General features: G+C 68.3%; 22 protein-coding genes. 9 read left to right on the forward strand and 13 right to left on the reverse strand.

The window, feature by feature from the left end:
• Positions 1–49: 49 nt before the first annotated feature.
• Positions 50–2,041 (reverse strand): thioredoxin domain-containing protein, encoded by a 1,992-nt coding sequence (locus L1088_RS04050; RefSeq protein WP_234553836.1) that lies wholly within the window; start codon positions 2,039–2,041, stop codon positions 50–52.
• Positions 2,042–2,099: 58 nt separating this feature from the next.
• Here L1088_RS04050 and nadC point away from each other — a divergent pair, with 58 nt between their 5' ends.
• From nadC to bfr, 6 genes are read left to right on the forward strand one after another with little or no spacing between them, the layout of a single operon-like run.
• Positions 2,100–2,927 carry a carboxylating nicotinate-nucleotide diphosphorylase gene (gene nadC, locus L1088_RS04055; protein WP_420883013.1) on the forward strand — a complete coding sequence of 276 codons (828 nt, stop codon included), beginning with the start codon at positions 2,100–2,102 and terminating at the stop codon, positions 2,925–2,927.
• 25 nt (positions 2,928–2,952) lie between these two features.
• Positions 2,953–3,216 carry a ribbon-helix-helix domain-containing protein gene (locus tag L1088_RS04060; protein WP_234553837.1) on the forward strand — a complete coding sequence of 88 codons (264 nt, stop codon included), beginning with the start codon at positions 2,953–2,955 and terminating at the stop codon, positions 3,214–3,216.
• Entirely contained in the window at positions 3,200–3,601 is a 402-nt protein-coding gene (locus tag L1088_RS04065) for a type II toxin-antitoxin system VapC family toxin (protein ID WP_038046481.1), read from the forward strand. Before L1088_RS04060 ends, L1088_RS04065 begins: the two co-directional genes overlap by 17 nt.
• A gap of 3 nt (positions 3,602–3,604) precedes the next feature.
• On the forward strand, positions 3,605–4,528 hold the full coding sequence (nadA, locus tag L1088_RS04070; RefSeq protein ID WP_234553838.1) for a quinolinate synthase NadA: 924 nt from the start codon (positions 3,605–3,607) through the stop codon (positions 4,526–4,528).
• Positions 4,529–4,547: 19 nt separating this feature from the next.
• On the forward strand, positions 4,548–6,038 hold the full coding sequence (nadB, locus tag L1088_RS04075) for an L-aspartate oxidase (protein ID WP_234553839.1): 1,491 nt from the start codon (positions 4,548–4,550) through the stop codon (positions 6,036–6,038).
• An 18-nt stretch (positions 6,039–6,056) separates the two neighbouring features.
• The gene (gene bfr / locus L1088_RS04080) at positions 6,057–6,533 is read left to right on the forward strand and encodes a bacterioferritin (RefSeq protein ID WP_038043556.1); all 477 of its coding nucleotides are present in this window, start codon (positions 6,057–6,059) and stop codon (positions 6,531–6,533) included.
• A gap of 5 nt (positions 6,534–6,538) precedes the next feature.
• Here bfr and L1088_RS04085 read toward each other — a convergent pair whose 3' ends face one another.
• From L1088_RS04085 to L1088_RS04115, 7 genes are all read right to left on the reverse strand, one after another.
• On the reverse strand, positions 6,539–6,862 hold the full coding sequence (locus L1088_RS04085; protein WP_038046472.1) for a winged helix-turn-helix transcriptional regulator: 324 nt from the start codon (positions 6,860–6,862) through the stop codon (positions 6,539–6,541).
• A gap of 43 nt (positions 6,863–6,905) precedes the next feature.
• Positions 6,906–8,909: a phenylacetic acid degradation bifunctional protein PaaZ gene (gene paaZ, locus L1088_RS04090; RefSeq protein ID WP_234553840.1), complete on the reverse strand. Its 2,004-nt coding sequence runs from the start codon at positions 8,907–8,909 to the stop codon at positions 6,906–6,908.
• A 66-nt stretch (positions 8,910–8,975) separates the two neighbouring features.
• Complete coding sequence (paaD, locus tag L1088_RS04095; protein WP_234553841.1) at positions 8,976–9,440, reverse strand: 1,2-phenylacetyl-CoA epoxidase subunit PaaD; 465 nt, start codon at positions 9,438–9,440, stop codon at positions 8,976–8,978.
• Positions 9,434–10,192 carry a 1,2-phenylacetyl-CoA epoxidase subunit PaaC gene (gene paaC / locus L1088_RS04100; protein WP_234553842.1) on the reverse strand — a complete coding sequence of 253 codons (759 nt, stop codon included), beginning with the start codon at positions 10,190–10,192 and terminating at the stop codon, positions 9,434–9,436. The genes paaD and paaC overlap by 7 nt, the downstream gene beginning before the upstream one ends.
• On the reverse strand, positions 10,185–10,715 hold the full coding sequence (locus tag L1088_RS04105; protein WP_038042443.1) for a phenylacetic acid degradation protein: 531 nt from the start codon (positions 10,713–10,715) through the stop codon (positions 10,185–10,187). The genes paaC and L1088_RS04105 overlap by 8 nt, the downstream gene beginning before the upstream one ends.
• Positions 10,716–10,724: 9 nt before the next feature.
• Positions 10,725–11,696 (reverse strand): 1,2-phenylacetyl-CoA epoxidase subunit PaaA, encoded by a 972-nt coding sequence (paaA, locus tag L1088_RS04110; RefSeq protein WP_234553843.1) that lies wholly within the window; start codon positions 11,694–11,696, stop codon positions 10,725–10,727.
• Positions 11,683–12,264 (reverse strand): TetR/AcrR family transcriptional regulator, encoded by a 582-nt coding sequence (locus L1088_RS04115; RefSeq protein WP_234553844.1) that lies wholly within the window; start codon positions 12,262–12,264, stop codon positions 11,683–11,685. Before L1088_RS04115 ends, paaA begins: the two co-directional genes overlap by 14 nt.
• Positions 12,265–12,397: 133 nt before the next feature.
• On the opposite strand from L1088_RS04115, the gene L1088_RS04120 reads away from it, so the two are divergent.
• Positions 12,398–12,571, forward strand: coding sequence for a hypothetical protein (locus L1088_RS04120; protein WP_234553845.1), 174 nt, complete (start codon positions 12,398–12,400; stop codon positions 12,569–12,571).
• A 20-nt stretch (positions 12,572–12,591) separates the two neighbouring features.
• Here the strand turns inward: L1088_RS04120 and L1088_RS04125 are convergent, their stop codons facing one another.
• Positions 12,592–13,533 (reverse strand): tyrosine-type recombinase/integrase, encoded by a 942-nt coding sequence (locus L1088_RS04125; RefSeq protein ID WP_267961011.1) that lies wholly within the window; start codon positions 13,531–13,533, stop codon positions 12,592–12,594.
• A 77-nt stretch (positions 13,534–13,610) separates the two neighbouring features.
• Between L1088_RS04125 and L1088_RS04130 the strand changes: the two genes are divergently transcribed.
• Entirely contained in the window at positions 13,611–13,907 is a 297-nt protein-coding gene (locus tag L1088_RS04130) for a hypothetical protein (protein WP_234553847.1), read from the forward strand.
• On the forward strand, positions 13,871–15,115 hold the full coding sequence (locus L1088_RS04135; protein WP_234553848.1) for an alpha/beta hydrolase: 1,245 nt from the start codon (positions 13,871–13,873) through the stop codon (positions 15,113–15,115). The genes L1088_RS04130 and L1088_RS04135 overlap by 37 nt, the downstream gene beginning before the upstream one ends.
• 100 nt (positions 15,116–15,215) lie before the next feature.
• On the opposite strand, the gene L1088_RS04140 is transcribed toward L1088_RS04135, so the two are convergent.
• The 4 genes from L1088_RS04140 to L1088_RS04155 are packed head-to-tail and all read right to left on the reverse strand — an operon-like array spanning position 15,216 to position 19,204.
• On the reverse strand, positions 15,216–16,685 hold the full coding sequence (locus L1088_RS04140; protein ID WP_234553849.1) for an MFS transporter: 1,470 nt from the start codon (positions 16,683–16,685) through the stop codon (positions 15,216–15,218).
• Positions 16,682–17,254 carry a LolA family protein gene (locus tag L1088_RS04145; RefSeq protein WP_152560764.1) on the reverse strand — a complete coding sequence of 191 codons (573 nt, stop codon included), beginning with the start codon at positions 17,252–17,254 and terminating at the stop codon, positions 16,682–16,684. Before L1088_RS04145 ends, L1088_RS04140 begins: the two co-directional genes overlap by 4 nt.
• Positions 17,251–17,793 carry a TetR/AcrR family transcriptional regulator gene (locus L1088_RS12420; protein WP_267961012.1) on the reverse strand — a complete coding sequence of 181 codons (543 nt, stop codon included), beginning with the start codon at positions 17,791–17,793 and terminating at the stop codon, positions 17,251–17,253. The genes L1088_RS04145 and L1088_RS12420 overlap by 4 nt, the downstream gene beginning before the upstream one ends.
• A 19-nt stretch (positions 17,794–17,812) precedes the next feature.
• Positions 17,813–19,204 (reverse strand): phytoene desaturase family protein, encoded by a 1,392-nt coding sequence (locus L1088_RS04155; RefSeq protein WP_234553850.1) that lies wholly within the window; start codon positions 19,202–19,204, stop codon positions 17,813–17,815.
• Positions 19,205–19,217 lie beyond the last annotated feature (13 nt).

The following is a 19,217-nucleotide window of genomic DNA, read 5'->3' on the forward strand; positions in this document are numbered from 1 at the left end:
GGGGCTGAGCGGGGAAAACGGGCACGTGGTGGAATAATTGTGAAAAAAGCTACATACTGACATCACCGGAATACAGTGCCTGCACCTCCCCAAGAACTCCCTCCACGCTCTCCACAGGCAAACGGCAAGCCCCCTCTCGGCACAAGTAGATCTTCCCAGGCTCACACCCCTCCAAGCCAGCTAGCGCGCCAGCAGGGCCGCTCACCAGCTGGGTGAGGGGAAGGTATAGGCCGCGAAGCTCCTCGAGGACCAAGGAAGGGGTAGGCACAGCCAGTTCCGAGCCTTCGAGGAGAAGACGATGGACCCATAACTGCCCCGGGAGGGCCTGGGGATACCGGGCCAGCCAGAGGGCTTTTTCCTCCAAGAGAACCTGGGCCCGCTCCCGGTAGTTCCCACCAAAGGCGGCCTGCAACCGCCAGAAAGCCTCCGCCAGGGCGCTTGCACCCGAGGGAACGGTGGTCTCCTCTACCTCCTTAGCGGGGAGGGGTAGGGGCTTTGGGCTGGATGGGCTACCCTCGAGGTCCCCTCCCCGAAAAACCTCCCAAGCCGCCTCCGCCAAGGACCTTGCCCGCTCCAGATAGGGCCACTCCCCAGTGGCAGCGTAAAGCTCCAGCAGGGCCAAGACGGTGAGGCTCTGATCCTGGAGGAAGGCTTCTTCCCCCAGGGCCCCCGCGCGCCAGGTGTGGCGCACCAGGCCGTCCCTGCCCAGGGTGCCCAGGAGAAAGCGGGCTCCCTTGTAGGCAGCCGCCAGGTAGCCCTCGTGGCCAAGGAGCCTACCCGCCTCCGCCAAGGCCCGCACCGCCAAGGCCGACCCATCCGCCAGGACCTTGTCGTCCAGGTCTGGGGGAACCCGGCGGCGGCGCCGCCAGGCCAGGAGGCGGAAGCGCACCCGCGCCCGCCATGCGGCAAAGGCCTCCCCCAGCTCCTCCCGGAGCTCCTCCTCGCCCCAGGCGGTGAGGACCCTCCTCCCTCCTTCCCCCACCAGGGGGGTGGTTTCCAGGCGGAAGTAGCAGCGGGCCAAGGGGAAGTCCTCGCCCAGGGCCTTCTCCAACTCCTCTGCGGTCCAGGTGTAGTAGCGCCCCTCCTCCCCCTCGCTCTCGGCGCTCAGGGCAGTGTAAAAACCCCCCTCGGGTCCCTGCATGCCACGAAGCCAGTCCAAGGTCTCTTGGGCCACCCGCAGGAAAAGGTCCTCGCCGAAGACCCGATAGGCCCCCAGATACACCCGGGCGAGAAGGGCGTTGTCGTAGAGCATCTTCTCAAAGTGGGGAAGGTACCAAAACCGGTCCACGGCGTAGCGGTGAAACCCCCCGCCCACCTGGTCGTAGACCCCGCCTAGGGCCATGGCCCTTAGGGTTTTCCGGAGGATCCGCCGCGCCTCCCCTTCCCCCCGCCAGGCCAGGGCCAGGAGGTAAAGGAGCAGGTTCCCTTGGGGAAACTTAGGCGCGGGGAGAAACCCGCCCCACTCCGGGTCGAAGGCGTAAATCAGATACCGCAAGGCCTTTCCCTCCACGTCCTGGGGCACGGGTCCAGGAGGGGGAGTTAGGCTTCGCCAAAGGGCCTGGGACAGCCCTTCCGCTTCCTTAAGCAGGGCCTCCCGCTCCTCCCGCCAGGCCCGGGCCACCGCCAGGAGGACCCGCCGGAAACCCGGAAGCCCTCCCCGGTCCTCCTTGGGGAAGTAGGTCCCCCCGAAGAAGGGCTTGCCCTCCGGGGTCAGAAAGAGGCTCATGGGCCAGCCTCCCTGGCCCGTGAGGCTCACCAGGGCCCGCATGTAGGCGGCGTCCACGTCGGGGCGCTCCTCCCGGTCCACCTTCACTGGGACGAAGTGGCGGTTCAGAAGCTCCGCCACCTCCGGGTCCTGGAAGGACTCCCGGTGCATGACATGGCACCAGTGGCAGGCGTGGTACCCCACGGAGAGGAAGAGGGGCTTATCCTCGGCCCGCGCTTTTTGGAAAGCTTCCTCGCCAAAGGGATACCAGTCCACCGGGTCGTCGGCGTGGGCCAGGAGGTAGGGGCTGCGGGCATTCTTGAGGCGATTCCCCATGGCCCTAGCCTAGCCCGCAGACGGAACGCCCCGGGGCGCTTTCCTTACAATGGAGGGCATGGTGTCGGAGGAGACCCTCAGGGCGTGGCTTTGGGAGGACCTGGGCCATGGGGACCTCACCAGCCAGCTGGTGGTGCCCGAGGACCTATGGGGTCAAGCGGTGATCTTGGCCAAGGCGGAAGGGGTTATCGCCGGGCTTCCCGTGGCCCAGGCGGTCTTCGCCTTGGCTGACCCCCACATCGCCTTCACCCCGCTTGTGGCCGAAGGAGAAAGGGTGGGCCCCGGACAAGAGGTGGCCCGCCTCGAGGGGCCCCTCAGGGGCATCCTGGCTGGGGAGCGGCTGGCCCTGAACCTCCTCCAGCGCCTATCCGGCATCGCCACTCTCACCCGGGCCTACGTGGAAGCCCTCAAGGGGACCAAGGCCCAGGTGCTGGACACCCGCAAGACCACCCCGGGCCTCCGGGCCCTGGAGAAGTACGCGGTGCGGGTGGGCGGGGGAAAGAACCACCGCTTTGGCCTCTTTGACGGGATCCTCCTCAAGGAGAACCACCTCCGGGCGGCGGGGGGCGTGGCCCAGGCGGTGCGCCGGGCCAAGGCCGGGGCGCCCCACCACCTGAAGGTGGAGGTGGAGGTGACGAGCCTGGCGGAGCTGGAGGAGGCCCTGGAGGCGGGGGCGGACCTGATCCTCCTGGACAACTTCTCCGTGGAAGACCTGCGGGAAGCGGTGCGCCGCGTGGGGGGGCGGGTGCCCCTCGAGGCCAGCGGCAACATGACCCTGGAGCGCGCCCGCCAGGCGGCGGAGGCCGGGGTGGACTACGTGAGCGTGGGGGCCCTCACCCACTCGGCCAAGGCCCTGGACCTTTCCCTCCTGGTGGTGAAGCCATGATGGCATGCTGTGCTACCATGAGGGCATGGTGCGGACCCAGGTGCAGCTTCCCGAGGAACAGGCCCAGCGCCTAAAGGCCCTGGCCCAGGAGGAAGGGGTATCCCTGGCGGAGCTGGTGCGCCGGGCGGTGGAGAGCTATCTCCTGGAGAGGGAGAACGGGGGTTTTTCCGAGCGGGCAGAGCGGGCCTTGGCCGTGGTGGGCCGCTTTGCCTCGGGCCTTACCGATGTGAGCCAGGAGCACGACCGCTACCTGGCGATGGGTGAGGACCACCTTGGCCGTCTTCGTTGACACCTCGGCCCTTTACGCCCTCCTGGACCGGGACGATGCCCGGCACCCGGAGGCGGCGGAAAGGTTTCGCCGCCTCTTGGCGGCCCGGGAGCGGTTGGTAACCCACAGCTACGTGGTGGTGGAAAGCGTGGCCTTGGTTCAGAGAAGGTTGGGCCTCGAGGCGGTGCGGGCCCTTTGCCACGGCCTGTTGGAGGTGGTCCATACCGTTCCTGTGGACGAGGACCTGCACCAGGTGGCCCTGACCGCCCTCCTGGCCTCCGGGAGGAGGGAAATCAGCCTGGTGGACTGGACCAGTTTTTTCTTCATGCAACGAAGGGGTTTAAGGAAGGCCTTGGCCTTTGACGAACACTTTTGGGAACAGGGCTTCAGCCCGGTGGACGCTTAGACCATGGACAAGGAACTCCTTACGCAAGAGGTGCTCCGCCTGAAAGCGGAGCGGCAGGCGGTGATCCTGGCCCATTCCTACCAGCTCCCCGAGGTGCAGGAGGTGGCGGACTTCGTGGGGGACTCCTTGGGCCTGGCCCGGGAGGCCCAGCGAACCCGGGCCAAGGTGATCGTCTTCGCCGGGGTGCACTTCATGGCGGAAACCGCCGCCATCCTCAACCCCGACAAGACCGTGCTCCTGCCGGACCTGGAAGCGGGCTGCTCCCTGGCGGACAGCATCCGCCCCGAGGACGTCCTGGCCTGGAAGGAGGCCCACCCGGAGGGCATCGTGGTGGCCTACGTGAACACCAAGGCCGAGGTGAAGGCCCTGGCGGACGTGTGCGTCACCAGCGCCAACGCCGTGGAGGTGGTCTCCCGCCTGCCGGAGGACCGGCCCATCTTCTTCGTGCCCGACATGTTCCTGGGGGCCCACGTGGCCCGGGTCACGGGCAGGAAGCTGGACCTATTCCCTGGGGAGTGCCACGTGCACGCGGGCATCCGCGAGGAGCACATCCAGGCCCTCCTGGAAGCCCACCCGGGAGCGGAGTTCATGATCCACCCCGAGTGCGGTTGCGGTTCCAGCTGCCTTTACCTCAAGCCGGACGCCAAGATGCTCTCCACCGAGGGCATGGTGCGTCACGCCAAGCGCTCGGAGGCCAAGGAGTTCGTGGTGGCCACGGAGGTGGGGATCCTCCACCGCCTCGCCAAGGAGGCCCCGGGGAAGACCTTCATCCCGGTGAAGCCGGAAGCGGTTTGCGAGTACATGAAAAAGATCACCCTGGAGAAGGTCTACCTCTCCCTCAGGGAGATGCGCCACGTGGTGCGGGTACCCGAGGAGGTGGCCCTTAGGGCCCGGCGGGCCCTCGAGGCCATGGTAGCCGTGGGCTAGCGCCTGGCCTCCGCGCCTTATGCACAGCCGGAGCGTAGACCTCCTGATCCTGGGCGCGGGGGTGGCGGGGGTGTACGCCGCCTTGGCCGCGGAGGCGGAAGGGGCCAGGGTCCTCCTCCTCAGCAAGGACCCCCTGCCCTCGGGTTCTACCCCTTGGGCCCAGGGCGGGATAGCTTTCCCCTTAGACGACAAGGACTTAGAAACCCACCTGAAGGATACCTTGCGGGCCGGGCGGGGCTTGGTGGAGGAAGGGGTGGCCCGCTCCATCCTAGAGGAGGCGCCCAGGCACCTGGAGCGCCTCCTCGCCTGGGGCCTTCCCTTCCACCCCGAGCCCACCCGGGAGGGCGGGCACTCCCGGGCCCGGGTGCGCCACCTGGGTGGGGACCGAAGCGGCCTCCTCCTCCTCCGGGGGCTCCTGGCCCGGCTGCAGAGCCCGGTGTTGGAGGGGCACCTGGCGGTGAGCCTTCTGGTGGAGGGAAAGCGGGTGGCCGGGGCCTGGGTCCTCGGTCCGGAAGGGCCGGTGGAGGTCCGGGCCGGGGCGGTCCTCCTAGCCACCGGGGGCTTCGGGCGGCTTTTCCCCGTGACCACCAACCCCCCTGGGGCCACGGGGGACGGCATGGCCCTGGCCCACCGGGCAGGGGCCGTCCTTAGGGACCTGGAGTTCGTCCAGTTCCACCCCACGGCCCTGCCGCATGGCGCCTTGGTGAGCGAGGCCTGCCGGGGAGAGGGGGCCATCTTGCTGAATGCCCTTGGAGAGCGCTTCATGCCCCGCTACGACCCCCTGGGGGAGCTGGCCCCCCGGGACGTGGTGGCCCGGGCGGTCTTCCGGGAGAGGGAGCGCACGGGCGGGGTCTTTTTGGACCTGAGGCCCATCCCCCGCCTGGAGGAGCGCTTCCCCACGGTGGTGGCCTCGGCCCGCGCCCTAGGCCTGGACCCCTTGAAGGAACCCATCCCCGTAGCCCCCGCCGCCCACTACGCCATGGGCGGGGTGAAGACGGACCTTCGGGGCTTCACCGGGGTAGAAGGGCTCTACGCCGCAGGGGAGGTGGCCTCCACCGGGCTACACGGGGCCAACCGCCTGGCTTCCAACAGCCTCCTCGAGGGCCTGGTCCTGGGGGAGCGGGCCGCGCGGGCGGCGCTGGAGAGCCTCTCCTTTCCAAGGGCTCCCGAGGCCCTGCCTGCCCTCACCCTGGACCCAAGCCTTCTCCCCGAGCTCCGGCGGTGGATGGCGAGGGAAGCCGGGGTGGTGCGGCGGCGGGAGGGCCTGGAGGAGGCCCTGGCCTTTGCCGAGGGCCTTCCCCTGGAAGAAGCCCCCCCGGACCGGGCCACAAGGCCCGCCCTGGAGGCGGGGAGCCTGGCCCTTTTGGCCCGCCTCCTCCTGCGGATGGCCCTCCTTAGGGAGGAAAGCCGCGGGGCCCACTTCCGGGAGGACTTTCCCCAGGAAGCCCAGGAGGCCTACCACCTCGAGGCCCAGGGCTTCACCCTCAGCCGGGTGCCCGCGGGGGTATAATGGCCCTGGAGGTCCCTTATGAAAGGTCATCCGGACGTGATCCAGAGCCTACAGGAGAGGCTTTCCGAGGAGCTTGCCGCCATCTTGCAGTACATGGTCCATGCGGAAATGGCGGAGAACTGGGGCTTCAAGGCCCTGGCCCGCCACCTCAAGGCCCACGCCATCACCGAGATGCGCCACGCGGAGAAGCACATCGAGCGCATCCTCTTCCTGGAGGGCTTCCCCGAGGTGAGCCGCATCGGGGAGATCCGGATCGGCAAGAACGTGGAGGAAATCCTCTTCAAGGACTACGAGGGAGAGCTCCAGGCGGTGAAGGGCTACAACGAGACCATGAACCTGGCCCAATCCCTGGGGGACAACGGCACCCGGGACCTGGTGGCGGAGATCCTCAAGGACGAGGAGGCCCATGTGGACTGGCTGGAGACCCAGCGGGAGCTTAAGGAGCAGATGGGCCTAGCCAACTACCTGCAGTACCTGGCGGGAGAGGCGGAGTAGGGTCCCTAGCCCACGGGGGCCTTGAGGTGCTTGCGGGCCCAGCGCTCGATGGCGGCGATGACCGCCTCCAGTTCCCGCCCGGCCTCGGTGAGGCTGTAGCGGGTGCGGGGGGGCATGTAGGACTCCACCCGCTTCTCCACCACGCCCAGGCCCACCAGGTGCTCCAGGCGTTGGGACAAGGTAGCGGGGTTCACCCCCCCGATGGCCCGGGAGAGCTCGTTGAAGCCCTTGGGGCCTTCCAGGAGGGCCCTGATGATGTGCAGGGTCCACTTCTCCTGGAGGAGGTTGAGGGCCTCGTACACCGGGCAGAAGGCCTCGGGCTCGGCCATACCCCCATGGTAGCACAGGGGGCACCCTTCCCCTGGCTTTTCCTCAGGGCCTATTCCCCTGCGCCTTTCTGGCCACCAGGGTGAGGACGGTATAGCTGGCCACGGTCTTGCCCTCCTGGTTCAGGACCTCCACCGCCCACTCCACCACCCCGGTCCTCTCGTCCCGGGGGCGCTTGGCCTTCACCGTGAGCCGGGCCTGCAGGGTGTCCCCGATGCCCACGGGTTCGGTGAATCGCAGGCCCTCGAGGCCGTAGTTGGCCAGCACCGGCCCCGGGGCTGGGTCCACGAAGAGCCCGGCGGCGGCGGAGAGGACGAAGTAGCCGTGGGCCACCCGCTTCCCGAAGAGGCTCTCCTTGGCCGCCACCTCGTCGGTGTGGGCGTAGAAGTGGTCCCAGGAGAGGTGGGCGAAGAGGGCGATGTCCGCCTCCGTCACCGTGCGGCGGTGGGTGAGGAGGGTTTCCCCCACCTCCAGCTCCTCGTAGTGCTTGCGGAAGGGGTGCACCTGGGTGGGACGCTCCGCCCCCCTGGCGTACTCCCCGGTGAGGGCCTGCAGGGTGTGGGGGTCCGCCTGGAGGGCCAGGCGGGCCAGGTGGCGCTTGACGGAAAGAAGCCCTCCCAGCTCCTCCCCGCCTCCTGCCCGTCCGGGTCCCCCGTGGAGGAGGCGGGGCAAGGGGGAGCCGTGGCCGGTGGAGCTGTGGGCATCCCTCTGGTTCAGGACGTGGAGCCGGCCCACCTCCCCGGAAAGCCCCAGGAGGTAGAAGCGGGCCTCCTCGGGGTCGGGGGTGGCCAGGGTGGCGGCCAGCATCCCCCCGCCCATGCGGACCAAACGTAGGGCTTCCTCCCGGTCCCGGTAGGGAAAGAAGGTGGCCACCGGACCAAAGGGCTCCACCCGGTGCAAGGCCTCCCCGTAGGGCTCCTCCGCCAGGAGCAGGGTGGGGGGGAAGAAGGCCCCATCCCGCTTGCCCGGGTGTTGCCAATGGATGCGGGCCCCTCCTGCCAGAAGGGCTTCCACCGCCCGCGCCACCTCCTCCTTCTGCTCCAGGGAGGCCAGGGGGCCCAGGTCCACCCCCTCCTCCCGGGGGTCGCCCAGCCGGAGGCCTTCCAGGTGCCTGCGGGTGGCTTCGAGGAGGGCCTCGAGGCGGTCCTTGGGGGCGAAGACCCGGCGGATGGCGGTGCAGCGCTGCCCCGTTTTGATGGCAAGTTCCTGGGCGATTTCCTGGGCCAGCCGCTGTAGCTCTTCCTCGCCCGCTTCTTCCCCTAAAAGGGCGGCGTTGAGGGAGTCGGTTTCCGCGTTGAAGAGGGCTCCTCTTTCTAGAAAGGCGGGATGGCGGCGGAGGCGGTCGGCGGTGGCCTTGGAGCCCGTGAAGTAGACGCTATCCCGGTGGTCCAGGGCCTCCAGGGCCTCCCCCAGGCCGCCCGCCACGAACTGGAGGCTCCCCTCCGGCAGAAGCCCGGACTCCAGCATGAGGCGCACCAACCCTTCGGCCACGTGGGCCGTGGGGGTGGCGGCCTTGGCCAGGGTGGGCACCCCTGCTAGGAAGGCGGGGGCGAACTTCTCCAAAAGGCCCCAGACGGGGAAGTTGAAGGCGTTGATCTGCACCGTGATCCCGCCCTTGGGCCCCAGGAGGTGGCGCCCCTGGAAGGAGAAGTCCTTGCTCAGGGGAAGGTTTTCCTCCTCGGGGAGGAAGTTGCCTTCGGGGAGCTGCCGGGCCAGGGAACTATAGGCGAAAAGTACCCCAATCCCCCCGTCCACGTCGTACCAGGCGTCCCGCCTCGTCCCCCCGGTGGTGGCGTAGAGGCGGTAGAGCTCTTCCTTCCGCTCGGAAAGATACTGGGCCAAGGCCCGTAGCCGCTGCCCCCGCTCCCTAAAGTCCAGGGCCAGGAGGGCCTTCCCCCCTATCTCCCGCCCCCACTCCACGGCCTCCCGCAGGGGCAAGCCCTCGGAGGTGACGAAGCCCAGCACCTCCCCCGTGGCGGCATCCCGCACCGCCACGCCCTCGCCCATGCCCTCGCGCCACTCTCCCAATAAGTAGCTCTTGATCTTCATCAACCTACCCTCCCGTGGTGACATGTTGGGCCCCGGAGGGACCGGGGCCCTTCCCTGGGGCTTGGTCTAGACGGCCTTGAAAGCTTCAAACACCTCCCCGCAAGCCTGGCACTGGTAGAGCATCTTGCACAAGGTGGCCCCAAAGGCGTTCTTGAGAACCACTTGGCCGCTGCCGCACCGGGGGCAAGGGGGGTCTTCCTGGGCTACCTCGGCCATGGGCAGGGGCAGGGGTGGAGCGATGCCGTAAGCGCGTAGCTTCTCCTTGGCCTCGGCCGCCATGGCCCCGGTGCTCCAGGGGACCCTGGTCTCCACCACCTCCACCTCCTTGGCTCCTGCCCCCCGCAGGGCCTTTTCCATCTCTTCACGGATGAGCCGCAGGGCGGGGCAGCCGGAAAAGGTGGGGCGGAAGCGGACCCTAACCTTTTCCCCTTCCGCTTCTACCCCCAGGACCATCCCCATCTCCACGATGTTGAGGACGGGAATCTCCGGATCCCTGACCCCTTTTAGGGCTTCCCAGTACCGCTCTACCATGCCTTGGCCTCCGGATCCCAGCGGGCCACGGACTGCATCTCCGCCAGGAGGGACCAGAGGTATTCCGTGTGCTCCCGGCGGCTTTTGGGCACGTACCCTCCCTCAGGGGGCCTTAGGCCCGAACGCACCAGGTGGGCGGTCACCTCCTCCAGGTAGGGGGCCTCGAGGGCCTTGAGGTCCGGCACCACCCCTGCCTCCACCAGGGCCTCGTCCCCAGGGAGAGGCTGGAAGAGCTGGTGGACGTAGGGGAAGAGGGTTTCTAAGGCCTCTTGCGTCCGGCGGTGGGATTCCTCCGTACCCTGGCCCAGGCGCTCCACCCAGAGGGAAGAGTGCTTCAGGTGGAACCTTTCCTCCTTCAGGATGCAGCTTGCCGCCTCGGCCAGGGGAGGGTAGGCGCTCTTCGCCGCCTCCTTGAGCCTGAGGTTCTCGTAGGCATCAAAGAGGTACTGCCGCACCATGGTGAAGGCCCAGTCCCCCTTGGGAAGCTCCACCAGGATGGCGTTTTGGAACTCCAGGGGATCGCGGAAGTAGACCAGGCGGTCGGGGTCGGAGCCGTCCAGCTCCTGCCTTAGCTCCAGCCAGAGCTTGGCGTGGCCCAGCTCGTCCTGGGCCAGGTTGGCGATGGCGATGTCCTCCTCGAGGATGGGGGCATGCCCCACCCACTCGGAAAGCCGCTGGGCCAGGACCACCTCATCGTCAGCCCAGGCGGTGAGCCGGGCCACCAGGGCATCCTTCAGGTAGGCCTCAAGCATCCCGGTTCACCTCCACCCCCTTGGCGGTGATGAGCCCGTAGTAGCTTTGCAGCCGGTAGGTCTTCTCCTTGGCCGGGGCGAACCAGCTTTCCACCACTTCCTCCTTGGGTTCGGTCCCCACCACCAGGCGCTCGGGAACCGCCCAGAAGGCCACCCCCTGGGTCTGCAGGAGGGCTTGGGCGATGGCGTCCTCGGGGCCTTGCGCCAGGAAACGGCCCACCAGGTCCCCGTAGACCATGCTCCGGCGGTGGCTCCGCTTGGCGAAGACCCAATAAGGTTCTTCGCTTCCTCCCTCCCTTCTGGTGGGCTTCAGATCCTTTAGGCCCTCCTGGGAAACGTGAAAGAAGGCCTCGGCTGGGGCCACGAAGAGGGCGTAGGCGGCGGGGCGCCGCACGAACACGTGCCGGGCCACGAGGAGGGCGTGCTCGGGGTCTGCGGCGTGTACCGAGCCCACCATCTGCACGGGGGACCTGGGGGTGTCCTGCTTCATCACCTCAAACCGGGGCCACTCGGTTCCCCACATGGTGCCCTCCTAATCCGCGGCCTGGGCCAGGTGGCGCTTGCCGTAGGCCTCGAGGGCCTCCCGCACCCAGCGCCCCTCCTCGTGGGCCTTCCTCCGGGCCGCAAGGCGGTGCCGGTTCATGGGGCCTTCCCCGTTGATCACCTTCCAGAAGTCGTCCCAGGGGATGGGGCCGTGGATCCAGTTGCCAGTCTTCTCGTCGTAGCGGAGGTCGGGGTCGGGGATGGTGAGCCCAGCGTCCAGGAGCTCGGGGACATGCTCGTTCAGGAACTCCTGGCGCACCTGGTCGTTGGTCTTGGTCTTGATGCCCCAGCGGAGGAGAAGGGGGGTGTGGGGGGAGTCGGTGTCGTGGGGCCCGGCCATCATCAGGGTGGGCCACCACCAGCGGTTCAGGGCGTCCTGGACCATCTGGCGCTGCTTCTTGGAGCCCTTGGCGTAGAGGAGGACCGCCTCCTTCCCCTGCTTGTGGTGGAAGGTTTCCTCGGCGCAGATGCGCACCATGGCCCGGGAGTAGGGCCCGTAGGAGCACTGGGCCAGCATGGTCTGGTTCTTGATGGCCATCCCGTCCACCAGCCAGCCGATGATGCCCACATCCGCCCAGGTGAGGGTGGGGTAGTTGAAGATGTTGGAGTACTTGGCCTTGCCGGAAAGAAGGGCCTCCACCATCTCCTCCCGGGTGATCCCTAAGGTTTCGGCGGCGTGGTAGAGGTACTGCCCGTGTCCGGCCTCGTCCTGGACCTTGGCCAGGAGGATGAGCTTGCGCCTCAAGGAGGGGGCCCGGGTGATCCAGGCGCCCTCGGGGAGCATTCCCACCCACTCGCTGTGGGCGTGTTGGGAGATCATGCGGATGAGCTGGCGCCGGTACTCGGCAGGCATCCAGTCCCCGGGCTCGATCTTCTCGCCCCGAGCGATGCGGGCTTCAAACTCCTCAAGCCTTTCCCCGTAGTCGCGATCCTCTGGGTAGCCGATCCTAAGCTGCATCATCCTCGCCTCCTTCCCGCACGCCAAGAGCCCTAAGGACCAGCCTGGCATAGGCCTCCGAGAGTTCCTCTAAGGGCATGGGCCCGTCCGGGCGGTACCACTGGTAGGTCCAGTTGAGAGCCGAAAGCAGAAAGAGGGTGGCCAGGCGCACATCCTCCACTTGGAAGACCCCCTTGTCCACCCCTTCTTGAAGGACCGCCTGCACTCCCGCCTCATAGCGGCGCCTCAGGGCTCTGGCCTCCTCCAAAAGGGGAGGGGAGAGGTGCTTCCACTCGTGGAAGAAAACCGTGGCCCTCGGAAGTTCCTCGGCAATCACCCGCAGGTGGCCCTTGACCAAGGTGCGCACCTTGGCTACCGGGTCGCCCTCGAGGCCCTCCAGCACCGCGAAGAAGCGGGCAGCCGCCTGGCGCACCACGCCCAAGAGGAGCTCCTCTTTGGAGGTGATGTGGGCGTAGAGGCTTCCCCCCTGGAGGTTCAGGCGTTTAGCCAGCTCCCGCATGCTGGTGGCGTGGTAGCCCTTCTGGCTGAAGAGCTGGCCCGCCACGTGGAGGATCTCGTCCCGGCGCTCCATGGCTAACGGATGTTCGTTAGGTTAGCACAAGCAAAGCGAAGGGACAAGTGTCCCGGATCACCGTGCAGCCTCGGTTAGCTTCCTTCTACCGGGTCCCAAGGCAGAGGCAGCCCAGGCCTATTGGACCGGGAGGGTGGAGGTGGTGGAGAGGGAGGCCTGCCGCCTGGCCCTGGAGGAGGCAGGGCGAGGGCTTCTAAGCTTCGTGGACGCTTTTCTCTTGCACCGGGCGGGCCTCGAGGGCCTAGCCACCTTGGACCGGGCCCTAGCCCGCCGGGCGCACGAGGTGCTGCCCCAGGATCCTTATTGAAGCCCCCACAGGATGCCGTTTCAGAGTTCGGGAAGCCTCGAGGCTGCCTCCTTAAGCCTTTCCCGCGAGGCGTGCAGGTATATCTGGGTGGTGGCGATGGACTCGTGGCCCAGGAGGTCCTTCACCGCGTCCAGCTCCACACCCACCTCCACCAGCAAGGTAGCGTAGGCGTGGCGGAGCTTGTGGGGGGTGAAGCGGCGGGGGTCCAGGCCCGCCCTCAGGGCCGCCTCCCGGAACTGGGCTTCCACATACCGGGCGGAGGGCACCCGCCCCCTGCGCTTGCCCTGGAGGAAAGTGAAAACGGGCACATTCCCCTGGACCGGCCCCAGCTCCTGGAGCGCCTCCCGAGCGGTCTTGGAAAGGGGCACCAGCCGCTCCTTGTTGCCCTTGCCCACCACCCGCACCGCCACGGGAACGCCCTTTTCCAGAACCAGGTTGCGGCCCTTCAAAGAAAGGGCCTCGGAGATGCGCAAGCCCGTGCCGTAAAGGAAGCGGGCTAAGGCGCTGAGCATTTTGGCTTCCTTGGCCTCCTGAAAAGCCTCGAGGAAGCGCCGAAGCTCCTCGGGGCTCGGGTGCAGGGGAAGCCTCCGGCCCGCCTTGGGGCGGCCGATGCCCTCGGTGGGGTCTTCCGCCGCCTCGCCCCGCACCTGGGCCAGGTAGCGGTAGTAGCTCCTCAGGGCGGCCAGAAAGCCCTGGACTCGCCTGGCCGCCCAGCGCTCCTGGAGCAGCAGGGCCCGGACTGCCTCGGGGCCCGGCGGGAGGGATTGGGCCTTTAGGAAGCGGAACCAGAAGGCCAGGTCCTGGAGGTAGCGCCGCACCCCCCGGGGGGAGTAGCCCCGCTCCAAAAGGAGGTACTCCGCGTAGGGGGCCAGGTCCTCGAGGGCCTTATCGGGCTTTTTAATGCCGAGGCTTTTCCAAATAACGAGCTGGGACCGGTCTGGGCTCACGGGGGCATTATACATGCGCGAAATGTACCTTTCGCGAATGTACATGCTCTCCGCCTTTGCCGCCAGGGGACAACCTCAGCAGCGCTAACACCATGCCCAGAAACTTCCACAAACGCTTTGAGCTTCTCTTCCTCCTCCTGGACAAGGAGGCCAGGAAGCAGGTCCTCAACGTGCTGAAGCGCCCGGTGCGGGACGACCGCAACCGTTTTCTCCTCACGCCGTCGGGGAAGGTCCGCCGCTGGGGGGTAAGCACGACGCCCAGCGCCTCTGGAACCCTACCTGGGAAGCTTGGACGGGGCAACGTGTGGCCCCAAACCCTGTGCGCCACACCTTTCGGGTACAGGATGCTTTCATGCGCGTCCCCGCGTTGGTCATCAGCTTCGCTTTAGCCCTGGCTCAGGAGTACCGGACCCTTCCCGGAACGCCCACGGGCTGGCCTGAGCTGGACCGGAGCTACGCCCTGGTCTACGAGGCAGAGGCCCCAAAGGCGGTCCTCCTCCTGGTGCCGGGCCTCCTCGGGGGAAGCACCAACTTCGCCCTCCTTGCAGAGCACCTAAGGCGGGAAGCCCCCTGGCTGGAGGTCTGGGCCTGGGAACGGCGGGCCAACGGCTTGGAAGACCGCTGGGGTTTCCTCACGCAAGACCCTACGGCCTACTACCAGGGCCTCCCCGAGCCAGACCTTACCCCTCTGCGTTCCTGGGGGCTGGAGGTGCACCTGAAGGACCTAGACCTGGCGGTGGAGTCCGCCCGGAAAAGGGCCCCCGTGGTCCTGGCGGGCCACTCCTTGGGAGCGAGCCTTGCCACCCTCTACGCCTTCCGCCACGAGGAGAAGCTCAAGGGCCTTATCCTCCTGGACGGAGCCCTCCAACTGCAACCCCTCTCCCGGGAAGCCTTGGAGCAAGGGTACGTCACCCCCTTCGGCCGTTTCCCCGGCCTGGAAGATCTCCTCCAAGGCCGGGCCGACCCCGTTTTCCGCCTCCCCTTCCTCTCCCCCAAGGACCTGGCCCTGGCGGAAGCGGAGGCCTTCCTGGCGGCAAAGCGCCCCCTGGACCCCGTGCCCTACGGCCCCTACCGGGCCACCCGGGAGGCGAGGGCCCTCCTCCGGGTGGACGACCACTATAGCCTCTTTCCCCTCTTCAGCGTGAGCGCAGGCCGGGCCTGGGCCCGGGAAGGGCTCAGCCTTTTGGGGCTCCTGCAAGGGCGGGTGGTTCTCACCGCGCGGGGGCCCAGGAGCCACGTGGTGGAATGGCGGGACACGGGAGAGGCCACGGACCCCAGGGCTTTCCTCCGGGCCTTCGCCCGGCCCGAGACCGGGTTTTCCGAATGGTACTTCCCCTACCGCCTCCTCCTGGAGGTGGCGGGCTACCCCCACGTGGCCCCAGACCTTGGGCCCCGGCCCCTCCCCTACCCCGTCCTGGCCTTGGGAGCAGGGCGAGGGCTGGTGACGCGGCCCGAGGACTTCCACCTGGGGGAGGCCTTTCCCCAAACCCCCGGCTGGGCCCTGGTCCTCCCCGGCCTCACCCACCTGGACCTCCTCACGGAGCGGCAAGGGCGCACCGCTCAGGCCCTCCTGGAATACCTGGCGGGGCGCCCCTAGAGGCGCCCCGCAGGCAACCTCCCCAACCCGGAAGAAGCCCTGGCTACCCTTTCACCGGGGCCCCCACGCGAACCTCGTGCCCGTGAGGTGGCATAAACCCTCAGCCCTTGGCCCCTGCCTTGGCCTCCCTGGAGCCCCGGGAAGCCTCCCGCAGGAGGAACGCGGTCGCGAAGCCCAGGAGGGCGGCGAAAAAGGCCAGCCGCCAACCGTCCAGCACCCCTTGGCCCAGGGTGCCCTGGAGCAGGCTCTTCACGAAGGCCGGGGCCTCGGCCAGGTTGCCCGTGCCCCCGGAGAACCCCCCTGGGCCCCCGGCGGTGAGGGAGGCCAGCTCCTGGCTCCTGCGGGCCAGCAGCACCCCGGAGACCGTGATCCCCGCCGCCGCTCCCAGGCTGCGGGTGAGGGAAACCAGGCTGGAAACCTGCCCCTGGCTCCCCGCCGGGGCTAGGCCCAGGGCCAGGTAGGAAAGGGGCCCCTGGACGAGGCCGAGACCCGTTCCCAGCAGGAAAAGCCCTAGGAGGAGGAGCCACAGGGCGCTGGCCAGGTAGGCCATCACCAGGAGGCCCAGGGCGGTGAGGCCCATCCCCAAGACCACCAGCCGCTTGCCTCCCACCCGGCCCACCATGGCCCCCGCTGCCCCGCTCACCCCACCCAGGGCGAGGGCCAAGGCGTTGAGGATGGCCCCGGAGGCGAAGGGGGAAAGGAAGAAGGCCACCTGGGCGTAAAGGGGGGCGAAGACGATACCCCCCAGGAGGGCGTAGCCCACCAGGGTGGACACCAGCCAAAGGGGCAAGAAGGGGGGCGAAAGGGCCAGGCGCACGTCCAAGAGGGGGGCGGGATGGCGCCTTTCGTAGAGGATCAGGGTCAGCCCCGCCAGCAGGGCCAGGAGGAAGAGGCCGCCGATGCGCGGGGAAAGGAAGCCCAGGTCCTCTAGCCGTTCCAGCCCCTGAATGCCCAAGACCAGGCTCCCGAAGGTAAGGGCCACCAAGGCCCCCCCCACTAGGTCCAGCCGGGCCCGGCCTGTGGGCCGGGGAAGGGCCATGCCCGCCAGGAGTAGCACCCCGAAGATCCCGATGGGCACGTTGATCCAGAACACCCAGTGCCAAGAAGCCCGCTCCACGATGAACCCGCCCAGGTTCGGCCCCAGCACGTTGCCCAAGGCAAAGACCCCCAGGATTTGGCCCAGATAAGCCCCGCGCCGTTCCTCAGGGGCTACCACCCCCACGATGGCCTGGGCCACGGGGAATAGCCCCCCTGCGCCCACCGCCTGGATGACGCGGGCCGCCACCAGCATCTCCAGGCTCTGGGAAAAGGCCGCCAGGGCGCTGCCGCCAGCGAAGAGGGCCATGGAAACCCCGTACACCCGGCCGTAGCCCAAGAGGTCGGAAAGCCTCCCCAGGATGGGCACGGACACCGCGTAGAACACGGAGTAGATGGAGAAGGCCAGGGTGATCCGGTCCACCCCGGTGCCCAGGTCCTCGGCGATGGCCGGCAGGGCCGGGGCCAGGATGGCGTTGTCCAGGGCGCCCATGAAGACGCCCAGCATCAGGGCCAAAAGGAGCCTACCGCTCACGGCTTCACCTCAAAGAGGCTCTGGGGCGGGGGCGTGAGGTCCAGCTTCAGGTACTCCACCTGGGAGAGCACCTTGCCCGAGGGAGAAAGCACCTCGTAGCGGAAGGGCAGGTGCCCCTTGGGGTTCAGGGTGATGCGCCAGGCAGCAGGCTGACGCTCATCCTTGGGGGGCACCCTCTTGGCCAGGAGGAAGCGCCAAAGCCCTCCCTCTTCCTGCACCTCCCGCAGAACATACTCCCGGGCCACGGCCTGGGGCTCGCTAAAGAGAAGCTGTAGGGGATCTTCAGGGGCCGTGGCCTTGCCCTCCTGCCAGGGGCCCTTGGGGCCCTTGCTCCATGCCCGTTGTCCATCGGAGACCAGGGCGCTACCCTTCAGGTACTCGGGGCCCTCCAGCCAGTCGATGCGCACCCAGGGGCGTCGGAAGGCCACCTGGTAGACCACCGGGCCCTGGCGGGCCTGGGCCACATAGCCCGTCACTTTAGCGTGGGCCTCGAGGGCCTTCCACACCTCCTCTGGGCTCAGGGCGAAAGCCAAGCCCCACACCGCCACAAATGCCAAAACTTTCCTCATACCCCACCTGCTCCTTTCGGCAAACCCTTCACGAACACCCGGACCCAGTCCTGCAAAAGCTCCTCCGCACGGTAGCCACCCACGTGCCTTTCCAGCATGTGGGCTCCATGGACCAGGGAACTGAAGAGGGCCGCCAGGGAACGCCCCCGCCCGGGGTAGAGGGCCTCGAAAAAGGCATCCAAGTGGGCCATCTCCCGACGCATGGCCTCCTGGGCGAGGAAGCGGGCTTCCTCCTCCCCTCCCCGCCCTCCATGGGCCGTAACCAGGGCCGCCAGGGGCTCCACCCCTTCGCGGTAGGCCAGGGCGTAGCGGAGGAGGCGCTCCTCCAGGGGTCCTTCCTCCTCCAGGGCCGTCTGGGCCCGGAGGCGAGACTCCTCCAGGAGGGCGGCCAGAAGGGCTTTCTTGCTGGGGAAGTGGTGGTAGAAGGCCCCCTTGGTGAGCCCCAGCTCCGCCGCCAGCTCGTCCAGGCGGGTGGCAGCGTAGCCCCGTTCGGCGAAGGCCCGGCGGGCCGCTTGGAGGATGCGGGACCGGGTGTCCATACCTACCAGTAGGTATGGGTTAGCCCCCAGACACACCAGGAGCCAGCTCACATTTCTCCCCCAGGCCCACGGCCCGCAAAAGAAGCCGGACCGCGCGCAGGCCGGAGAGGGCAGCGGCGGGGACGCTCTGCCCGGGGAAGACCCCCTCCCCCACCCGGAAGACGTTGGGAAAGAGGCGCACCCGGGGAAAGCGGAAGGGATGGGTCTGGGGGTACCCCCCCACCCAGGCCCGCCCGGCGAAGCGGCGGTAGGTGCGGGGGGTAGCGGCGAAAAGGAACTCAGCTTCCCTGAGGCCCGGGAGGAGCGCTTCCCCCAGGGCCAGGGCCCTCTCCTGCCAGTGAGCCTTAAGGGCCCGGTAGGCCTCCGCCTCGAGGCCCTCCCAGGGGGCCAGGGGGGTGTGGAGGGAGAGGGAGAAGACGGTCCTCTCCCCTTCCGGAAAGAGGGAGAGGAAGGCAAAGGGCCGCTCCCGGGCGTTTTGCCGGTAGAAGGGAGGGTCCACCCGGAAGGGCAGAACCCCATAGAGGGCGAAGGCCCCCCAGGCATCCTTGGGCGTTCTTTGGGGAAGGCCCAGGAGGGACTCAGGAGGCACATTGAGGAGGAAAAAGTCCCCGAAGACCACCTCCTTCTCCCCCCGCCTTCTCCCCCCATAGGCCACCTCCACCCCGTAGGCCCGCCCCTCCCGCAGGAGGAGCCGGGTGGCCCGGGCCCGGTAGCGGACCTCCAGGTCCTCCGCCAAAGCCCGGGCCACCCCTCCCACCCCGCCCGGCACCCGCGCCGGCCCCAGGTGGGGCAGGTCCAGGGCCATGGCGGCGTAGAGGGCGTAGGGGTCTTCCGTCTGGGCGGCGATGAGGAGCTGGGCCCGGAAGAAGAGGCGGAAATCGGGGTCTTCCGGGGCTAGGCGGGAGACCCGGCGGAAGAGATCGGGAAGCAAGGGGAGAAGCTCGGGGAAAAGGCGGAGGAGGGCGGGGACCTCCTCCCTCTCCGGGGGCCAGGGGAGCCTGGGGGCCAGTGCCTTTAGCCTCTCGGCCCGCTCCCCCTGCCAGCGCCAGAAGGGGAGGATCTTGGGCCCGAAGAAGTCCCGCTGGGCTTCCCTTTCCGCCTCGCGTCCCACGGGGCGGAGGAGCCTCCCCCGGGGGAGGACCACCTCCATCAGAGGGAAGCCCTCTGGGTAAGGCTCCACGGGGAAGCGCAGGGCTAGGAGGCCTTCCAGGAAGGCCAGGGGGCCCCCAGAGGCGAAGCCCGAGAGGAGGGTGGCCCCCGCGGGGAAGCGGTGGCCCCGGTGCCAGAAATCCCCCGCCAGGCCCCCGGGGTAGGTGTGTGCCTCGAGGACCACCACCTCCAGGCCCGCCTTTTGCAGGAGCCTGGCCGCCACCAACCCGCCGATGCCGGCTCCCACCACCACCGCGCGCACGGGCCCAGGCTAA

The sequence above is a fragment of the Thermus caliditerrae genome, assembly GCF_021462525.1.
Taxonomy (GTDB): domain Bacteria; phylum Deinococcota; class Deinococci; order Deinococcales; family Thermaceae; genus Thermus; species Thermus caliditerrae.